Origin of the sequence: Microvirga sp. Mcv34, assembly GCF_024519725.1 — a bacterium.
Lineage (GTDB): Bacteria > Pseudomonadota > Alphaproteobacteria > Rhizobiales > Beijerinckiaceae > Microvirga.
In genome coordinates this window covers 76,192-83,343 of the sequence record NZ_JALJRK010000021.1, presented here as the reverse complement: position 1 = coordinate 83,343, position 7,152 = coordinate 76,192, and the positions used below count along the sequence as shown (strand labels likewise).

Genomic DNA, 7,152 nt, shown 5'->3' with positions numbered 1-7,152 from the left:
AGAGAAGGAGCCTCGGACCCAAAAGTGGAAGCCACTTTTGGGTCCGAGGCTCTAGGCGTCATCCCGGGGCTGCGCAGCAGAACCCGGGATCGCTGGACGAGAATGGAGCTACGTCCTGAACGCGATCCCGGATCGCCCGCGGCGTCCGGGATGACGAGTCGGCTCAGCCCAACGTCGCGAGCGCCTGCGCCAGGTCCGCCACGAGGTCGTCCGGGTGCTCGATGCCGATGGAAACGCGGATTGTGGCATCGGAGACGCCGAGACGGTCGCGGGTCGCCTTCGGCACGCCGGAATGGGTCGTGGAGGCCGGGTGGGAGATGAGCGATTCCGTGCCCCCTAAGCTCACCGCCAGCTTGAAGACCTCGAGGGCGTTGAGGACGCGGAAGGCCTCCGCTTCGCCGCCCTTCACGTCGAAGGAGAAGGTGGAGCCGGGGGCGTCGGACTGCGCCTCGTAGACCTCCTTCGCCCGCGAGCCTTCCGGCAGATAGGCGAGGTGGTGCACCTTCACCACGCTCGGGTGCTCGTGCAGGAACTGGGCCACGATCTCCGCATTGCGATTCGCCGCGTTCATGCGCAGGGCCAGCGTTTCGAGCGAGCGGCCGAGCATCCAGCAGGAATGGGGATCGAGCTGGGTGCCGATGGCCGAGCGCAGCAGGCGCACGGTCTTCATCAGCTCCTTCGATCCCAGCGCCGCGCCGGCGATCAGGTCCGAGTGGCCGCCGACGTATTTCGTCAGCGAATAGACTGAGATGTCGGCGCCGTCCTTGAGGGGCTTCTGGAAGAGCGGACCAAGCAGGGTGTTGTCGCAGACGATCACCGGGCGGTGGCCCTGGGCCTGGCCGATCTCGTCGGCAATCGCCTTGATCAGGGCGATGTCCACCAAGGTGTTGAGCGGGTTGGACGGGGTCTCGATCATGATGACCGAGACGCGGCCCTTGCCCTGCGCCTCCTTGGCGGCGGCCCTGATGCCAGCCTCATCCACGCCGTCGCCGAAGCCCACGGCCCCGATGCTCATGTTGGCGAGCGTCTTGGCGATCAGGGTCTCTGTGCCGCCGTAGAGGGGCTGCGAGTGGAGGATGACGTCGCCCGGCCGGGCGAAGGCCAGGATCGTCGTCGCGATGGCCGACATGCCGGAGGAGAAGAGGAGACCGGCCTCCGCCTCCTCGAAGACGGCGAGCCGGTCCTCGACGATTTCGGAATTGGGGTGGTTGAACCGGGAATAGACGAGGCCCGCCGCCTCGCCCTGCGGCGGCTCCCGGCGGCCCGCGACGTAATCGAAGAATTCCTTGCCGTGCTCGGCGCTGTTGAACACGAAGGTGGAGGTCAGGAACACCGGCGGCTTCACCGCGCCCTCCGACAGGGTCGGATCGTAGCCGTAGCCCAGCATCAGGGTCTCAGGATGCAGCTTGTGATTTCCGATTCGGTCCTTGTGATAGCGATTGTAAGCCATAGGTCATTATCCTCCCGGTTTGTTTGTCATGGGCTTAACCTATGAGAGCGATTGCCGAAAGGTGGTGCCAGGCCATAGGTTCGGGATCGTTGGAAGGAATGGTGGAAGAATGGCGCGTTTTGCCGGAACAGATTCGTATGTGGCGACCGAGGATCTCACGGTGGCGGTCAACGCCGCCATCACGCTGGAGCGGCCGCTCCTGGTGAAGGGTGAGCCCGGCACGGGCAAGTCGGTCCTCGCCGAGGAGATCGCCCGGAGCCTGAACGCGCCGCTCCTGACCTGGCACGTCAAGTCGACCACCAAGGCCCAGCAGGGCCTCTACGAATACGATGCCGTGTCCCGCCTGCGCGACAGCCAGCTCGGCGACAGCCGGGTGACGGATATCCGCAACTACATCAAGCGCGGCAAGCTGTGGGAGGCTTTCGCCTCCGAGGTGCGGCCCGTTCTGCTGATCGACGAGATCGACAAGGCCGATATCGAGTTCCCGAACGACCTGCTGCTCGAACTCGACCGCATGGAATTCTTCGTCTACGAGACCGGCGAGACCGTGAAGGCTGCCCGGCGGCCCATCGTCATCATCACGTCGAACAACGAGAAGGAACTGCCGGACGCGTTCCTGCGCCGCTGCTTCTTCCACTACATCAAGTTTCCGGACGCCGACACCATGGCGCGGATCGTCGAGGTGCATTACCCCGGCATCAAGCATCGGCTGGTCGAGGAGGCCCTGAAAATCTTCTTCGACGTGCGCGAGGTCCCGGGTCTGCGCAAGAAACCCTCCACCTCCGAGCTGCTTGACTGGCTCAAGCTCCTGCTCGCCGAGGATATCGGCCCCGAGCAACTGCGCGAGCGCGACACCCGCAAGCTGATTCCGCCGCTCCATGGGGCGCTGCTGAAGAACGAGCAGGATGTGAGCCTGTTTGAGAAGCTGGCCTTCATCGCCAGACGGGAAGGTCGCTGATGCTGCGTCTCCTACTCCTCCGCCACGCCAAAGCCGCCTGGCCCTCGGGCATTCTGGATCTCGACCGCCCCCTCGCGAAGCGGGGGCAGGAGGCGTCCCTCGTCATCGGCAACTACCTGAAGAGCGAAAGGATCGAACCGGACCTCGTCGTCGTCTCGCCAGCACGGCGGACGCAGGAGACGTGGGAGCGTGTCCAGCCCTTCCTCGGCGAGATCGAGACACGCCGGGACGGACGGATCTACGAGGCCCCGGTCGGGCGGCTCCTGGAGGTCCTGCGCGAGGTGGAGCCCGAGGCCCGCACGCTACTGCTGATCGGCCACAATCCCGGTTTCGAGGAGCTGGCGAAGCTCCTCATCGGCGAGGGCGACATGGATGGGATCCTGCGGCTCGGCCAGAAATACCCGACCGCAGGTCTCGCCGTCATCGACTTCGCGTTGGACGACTGGGCCGATGTGGCGCCCAAATCCGGCCGGTTGGAGCGCTTCGTCACGCCCAAATTCCTCGGCAGCGGCGAGGACGATTAGGCCTCTTCGGTCCGAGGAAGGTCCAGGTACAGCAGCTCCTCGTCGTGGAAGACGTCGCCGATGCGGATAGCCTTGCGCTCGATGCCATAGGGCCTGAAGCCGAGGCCGTGATAGGTGCGCCGCGCGCTCTCGTTCGCGAGGCCCACGGCCGCTTCCAGCATGATCACATGCCGGGAGGCGTGGTCGATCACCTGCCGGACCAGGGCCTGTCCCACGCGCTGCTTGCGCCATTCCGGCTTCACGAAGACGCCCCACATCACGCCCTTGTGCCGGGCCTTCACTCGCTCATAAGCGGCAAAGCCCGCCATGCCGACGAGCGCCTTTCCGGCGAAGGCGCCGAAGATCGCGTTCGGGCCGGATGTGGGAATGCGCGCCTCGATTGTCTCGAGCGGCAGCGGCGCCTCTTCCTCGTAGCTCGAGCCAAAGGCTTCCGGGCTGCTTTGCAGCGCCTCCAGCCTCAGATCCCGATAGGCGCGGGCATCCGATGGCCGGAGAGGTCGGATGGAAAACGTGTCGGACATGGGCTCCTGCGGATCGATTACATCCGATGCTTCAGGCTGCCTTGGCGCGCAGATCGTCGGGCGTGACGTCGTTCGGGATCGGGCAGCTGTACTCGCGGCCGCCATTGCGCTCCTTCAGCTCCGCCTTGGCGCGGGCGATGAGGTCTGGATTGCGCAGGCAATCGGCGGCGGTCGCCGCCATGGCCTTGGCGGCCAGCACCATGCCCTTGTGCGCGGCCGGCAGATTGCCCTGGGCCACCAGTTGCCAGGTGTGGAACGGGGTGCCGATGGCGAAGCAGGCCGCGTGGCATTGCACCGTCGGAACGATCCAGCTCACGTCGCCCACGTCGGTGCTGCCCATCATGACCTCCTCGTGGACCGGCATGGCGAGCACGCCGTCGTGCAGAATCTTGGTCCTGAGAGAGAGGTCGTGCGGCTTCACGCTCGCGACGATCTCCTCGTCCGTCAGGGCCGCCTTCTGCAGCTCTCCCGCGAAGGCGAAATCGGCCGCGTCGAAAGCGGGTGGGCCGAGGCGGCGCATGTTCTCGTACATGGCCTCCTGCAGCGCCTTGTTGGGCAGCACGTTCGAGGTGGCATCCGTGATCTGAACCGTGACGGAGGTCTCCGTCATCAGGGCCGCGCCCTCGGCGATCCTCGTCACGCGCTCGAACAGGCGCTCCGTATCGGGCAGATGGGGCGAGCGCACCAGATAGAGCGATTCCGCGAAGGCCTGGACCACGTTCGGCGCGTTGCCGCCCGCATTCGTGGTGGCGTAATGCACGCGTGCATCGGATGGCATGTGCTCGCGCATGTAGTTCACGCCTACATTCATCAGCTCCACCGCATCGAGCGCGGAGCGCCCCACATGCGGCGCCGCCGCCGCGTGTGCGGCGCGGCCCTTGAAGCGGAAATAGGCCTGGATGCAGGCGAGCGACGACGAAGTCTGGACCTCGTTCACCACGCTCGGATGCCAGCAGAAGGCGGCGTCGAGGTCGTGGAACAGGCCTGCGCGGGCCATGAAGGTCTTGCCCGATCCGCTCTCCTCCGCCGGGCAGCCGTAATAGCGCACCGTCCCGGCGATCCCCTCGGCCTCCAGCGCGTCCTTGAGGGCAACGGCCGCAAGCGCCGAACCCGCGCCCAGAAGGTTGTGGCCGCAGCCATGGCCCGGCGTGCCCGTCACGGTCGGGCGGTGCTCGGTCCGGCCTGATTCCTGCGCCAGATCGGGCAGGGCATCGAATTCGCCGAGAATGCCGACGACGGGTCCGCCCGAGCCCCATTCCGTGATGAACGCGGTCGCCATGCCGCCGACATTCTTCGTGATGCGAAAGCCCTCGCGCTCCAGCATGGCAATCTGCTCGGCCACGGCGCGATGCTCCTCGAAGGCGAGTTCCGGCGCGGCCCAGATCCGATCGCTCAGAGCACAGTAATCTTCGGCCTTGGCATCCACATGGCTGGCAATCGCTTCAAGGCTCAGGCGGTCGTTCTGCATAATGTTATCTTATCTCGACAATAGGGCCGGCGCGAACACTATCAGGTTCGTGCCGATAGGGAAGGGAAAGGCCATTCGCTGTCCGCAGGGCGGGGGAGTCAGAACTGCATTACTTGATTTTCACGGGATTCTCGGTGTCTGGCCGCACGTCCTGGCATTGCGACGTCCGGCGCAGGATCGGCCATGACGGCGGAGGGGAGCTCATCACGCGAGCGACGCATCATGCAGATCTGGCGTTCCTCTAAACCGCCTCGTCGGCCACGCCCCTGCGCGCCGGGAGGAACCCGCCGGACTGGCGCGACCAGAGGCCCGCGTAGAGGCCGCCGTTTTCAAGGAGCTCCGCATGGGTGCCTTCCTCGACGATCCGGGTGTCATCCATCACGATCAGGCGGTCCATGAGCTGCAGGGTGGACAGCCGGTGGGCGATGGCGATCACCGTCTTGCCCTCCATGAGGGTCGCGAGGGATTCCTGGATCGCGGCCTCCACCTCCGAATCCAGGGCCGAGGTCGCCTCGTCCAGGATCAGGATCGGCGCGTCCTTGAGGATCACGCGGGCGATGGCGATGCGCTGACGCTGGCCGCCGGAGAGTTTGACGCCGCGCTCGCCCACATGGGCGTCGAAACCGCGCCGCCCGCGCCCGTCAACGAGACGCTCGATGAACTCGACCGCATGGGCCTGGCGGGCCGCCTCGCGCATGGCCTGCTCGCCCGCCGCGGGCCGTCCGTAGAGGATGTTCTCCCGGATGGAGCGATGCAGCAGCGAGGTATCCTGCGTCACCACCGAGATCTGCGAGCGCAGGCTTTCCTCGCGCACATCGGCGATGTCCTGGCCGTCGATCAGGATCCGGCCCTCGTGCGGCTCGAAGAAGCGCAGGAGCAGGTTGACCAGCGTCGTCTTGCCAACGCCGGAACGTCCGACGAGGCCGATCTTCTCGCCCGGCCGGATGGTCAGGTTCATTCTGTCGATGACCTTGTCGCCATCCCCGTAGGAAAAGCCGACGCGGTCGAAGCGGATCTCGCCGCGCGTCACCGTGAGCGGCTTGGCAGTCGGCTTGTCCTGCATGGTCAGCGGACGGGAGATGGTCTTCATGCCTTCCTGCACCGTGCCGACATTCTCGAAGATGCCCATGACCTCGAAGGCGACCCAGCCGGACATGGAGACAATCTGTGTCGAGAGCAGCAGGGCGGTGGTCAGGGTGCCCGCGTCGATCCGGTTCGCGCTGAAGAGCCACACCGCAACAGTGCCGGTCGAGACCAGGAAGATCGCGTTCAGGAAGGTGAGGCCGGCCACATAGAGCGTGTTGATGCGCTGCTGGCTCATGAAGGCATCGTTGAGCCAGCGATAGCCTTCGCTGATGTAGTCGTCCTCGTCCTTGCGGCGTCCGAACAGCTTGACCGTCATGATGTTGGTGAAGCTGTCCACCACCTTGCCGGTCACGGCCGAGCGCGCCTCGCTCGACCTGCGGGAGCGCTTCTGAATGCGCGGCAGGGAGACGGCGAGAAGTGTCGCGTAAAGGATGAACCATCCGGTCATGGGCAGGGCGAGCCGCCAGTCCTGCGTGCCGAGAAGGCCAATGGAGGCCGCGCCGAAGATCAGGATCTGCCAGACGGCGCGGGCCACGGACAGGATCGTCTCGCGCAAGGGGCGGCCCGTCTGCAGCACCCGGTTGGCGATGCGTCCGGCGAAATCCTCCTGGAAAAACCCTAAGGGCTGGCGCACCACGTGCCAGTAATTCTGCCAGTGGACCATGGTGGTGAAGGAGACCGCCAGGGAATGGTTGACCAGGAGCCGGAACAGGATCGTCCCGAGCGGCCGCACCAGGAGGATGATCGTCCCCATGCCGATCAGCAGCGGACCGGCCTCATGGAAGATGCCGTCTGGCGAGGTGTGCGAGATGGCATTGACCAGACGGCCGATGAGCCAGGGCACGAGCGCCTCGACCACGGCCAGCACGAAGCCGAGCGCGAACAGCGCCACGAACAGCCCCTTCGCCTGGGCGATGAAATGCCAGTAGAACCCCCAGAGATTATCCGGGGGCGATTCCTCCGGCGGGGGACGCGTGAAGTCGATCCGGGTCTCGAAAAAGCGGAACATCGGCGCATCTCATCGGCAACGGCTCGAATCAACGGGCCATGGGCGCGCCATGATGCAGTGATCTTTGTCCCTGGGGTGACGAAGGCCCGACAAATTGTTTGATCGGTGACATCACGCGGCGCAGATCGCTTCACAA

At 65.5% G+C, this 7,152-nt stretch carries 6 protein-coding genes; 2 read left to right on the top strand and 4 right to left on the bottom strand.

The window, feature by feature from the left end:
• Positions 1 to 163 precede the first annotated feature (163 nt).
• Positions 164 to 1,450, bottom strand: coding sequence for a cystathionine gamma-synthase family protein (locus OC446_RS13580; RefSeq protein ID WP_262029561.1), 1,287 nt, complete (start codon positions 1,448 to 1,450; stop codon positions 164 to 166).
• Between the two features lie 109 nt (positions 1,451 to 1,559).
• On the opposite strand from OC446_RS13580, the gene OC446_RS13575 reads away from it, so the two are divergent.
• Positions 1,560 to 2,408 (top strand): AAA family ATPase, encoded by an 849-nt coding sequence (locus OC446_RS13575; protein WP_262029560.1) that lies wholly within the window; start codon positions 1,560 to 1,562, stop codon positions 2,406 to 2,408.
• Positions 2,408 to 2,932 carry a SixA phosphatase family protein gene (locus tag OC446_RS13570; protein WP_262029559.1) on the top strand — a complete coding sequence of 175 codons (525 nt, stop codon included), beginning with the start codon at positions 2,408 to 2,410 and terminating at the stop codon, positions 2,930 to 2,932. Before OC446_RS13575 ends, OC446_RS13570 begins: the two co-directional genes overlap by 1 nt.
• Here the strand turns inward: OC446_RS13570 and OC446_RS13565 are convergent.
• The 3 genes from OC446_RS13565 to OC446_RS13555 form a co-directional block, all read right to left on the bottom strand.
• Positions 2,929 to 3,453, bottom strand: a complete 525-nt coding sequence (locus OC446_RS13565; RefSeq protein WP_262029558.1) for a GNAT family N-acetyltransferase — start codon at positions 3,451 to 3,453, stop codon at positions 2,929 to 2,931. The two genes, OC446_RS13570 and OC446_RS13565, sit on opposite strands and share 4 nt — an antisense overlap.
• A 31-nt stretch (positions 3,454 to 3,484) precedes the next feature.
• Complete coding sequence (locus tag OC446_RS13560; RefSeq protein ID WP_262029557.1) at positions 3,485 to 4,921, bottom strand: M20 family metallopeptidase; 1,437 nt, start codon at positions 4,919 to 4,921, stop codon at positions 3,485 to 3,487.
• A 241-nt stretch (positions 4,922 to 5,162) separates the two neighbouring features.
• A complete protein-coding gene (locus tag OC446_RS13555) occupies positions 5,163 to 7,016 on the bottom strand; it encodes an ABC transporter ATP-binding protein (protein ID WP_262029556.1) in 1,854 nt (617 codons plus the stop codon).
• Positions 7,017 to 7,152 lie beyond the last annotated feature (136 nt).

Bases quoted from the DNA above. Each gene is read 5' to 3' on its own strand.
- OC446_RS13580 (WP_262029561.1), bottom strand. From the start codon at position 1,450: ATGGCTTACAATCGCTATCACAAGGACCGAATCGGAAATCACAAGCTG.
- OC446_RS13575 (WP_262029560.1), top strand. From the start codon at position 1,560: ATGGCGCGTTTTGCCGGAACAGATTCGTATGTGGCGACCGAGGATCTC.
- OC446_RS13570 (WP_262029559.1), top strand. From the start codon at position 2,408: ATGCTGCGTCTCCTACTCCTCCGCCACGCCAAAGCCGCCTGGCCCTCG.
- OC446_RS13565 (WP_262029558.1), bottom strand. From the start codon at position 3,453: ATGTCCGACACGTTTTCCATCCGACCTCTCCGGCCATCGGATGCCCGC.
- OC446_RS13560 (WP_262029557.1), bottom strand. From the start codon at position 4,921: ATGCAGAACGACCGCCTGAGCCTTGAAGCGATTGCCAGCCATGTGGAT.
- OC446_RS13555 (WP_262029556.1), bottom strand. From the start codon at position 7,016: ATGTTCCGCTTTTTCGAGACCCGGATCGACTTCACGCGTCCCCCGCCG.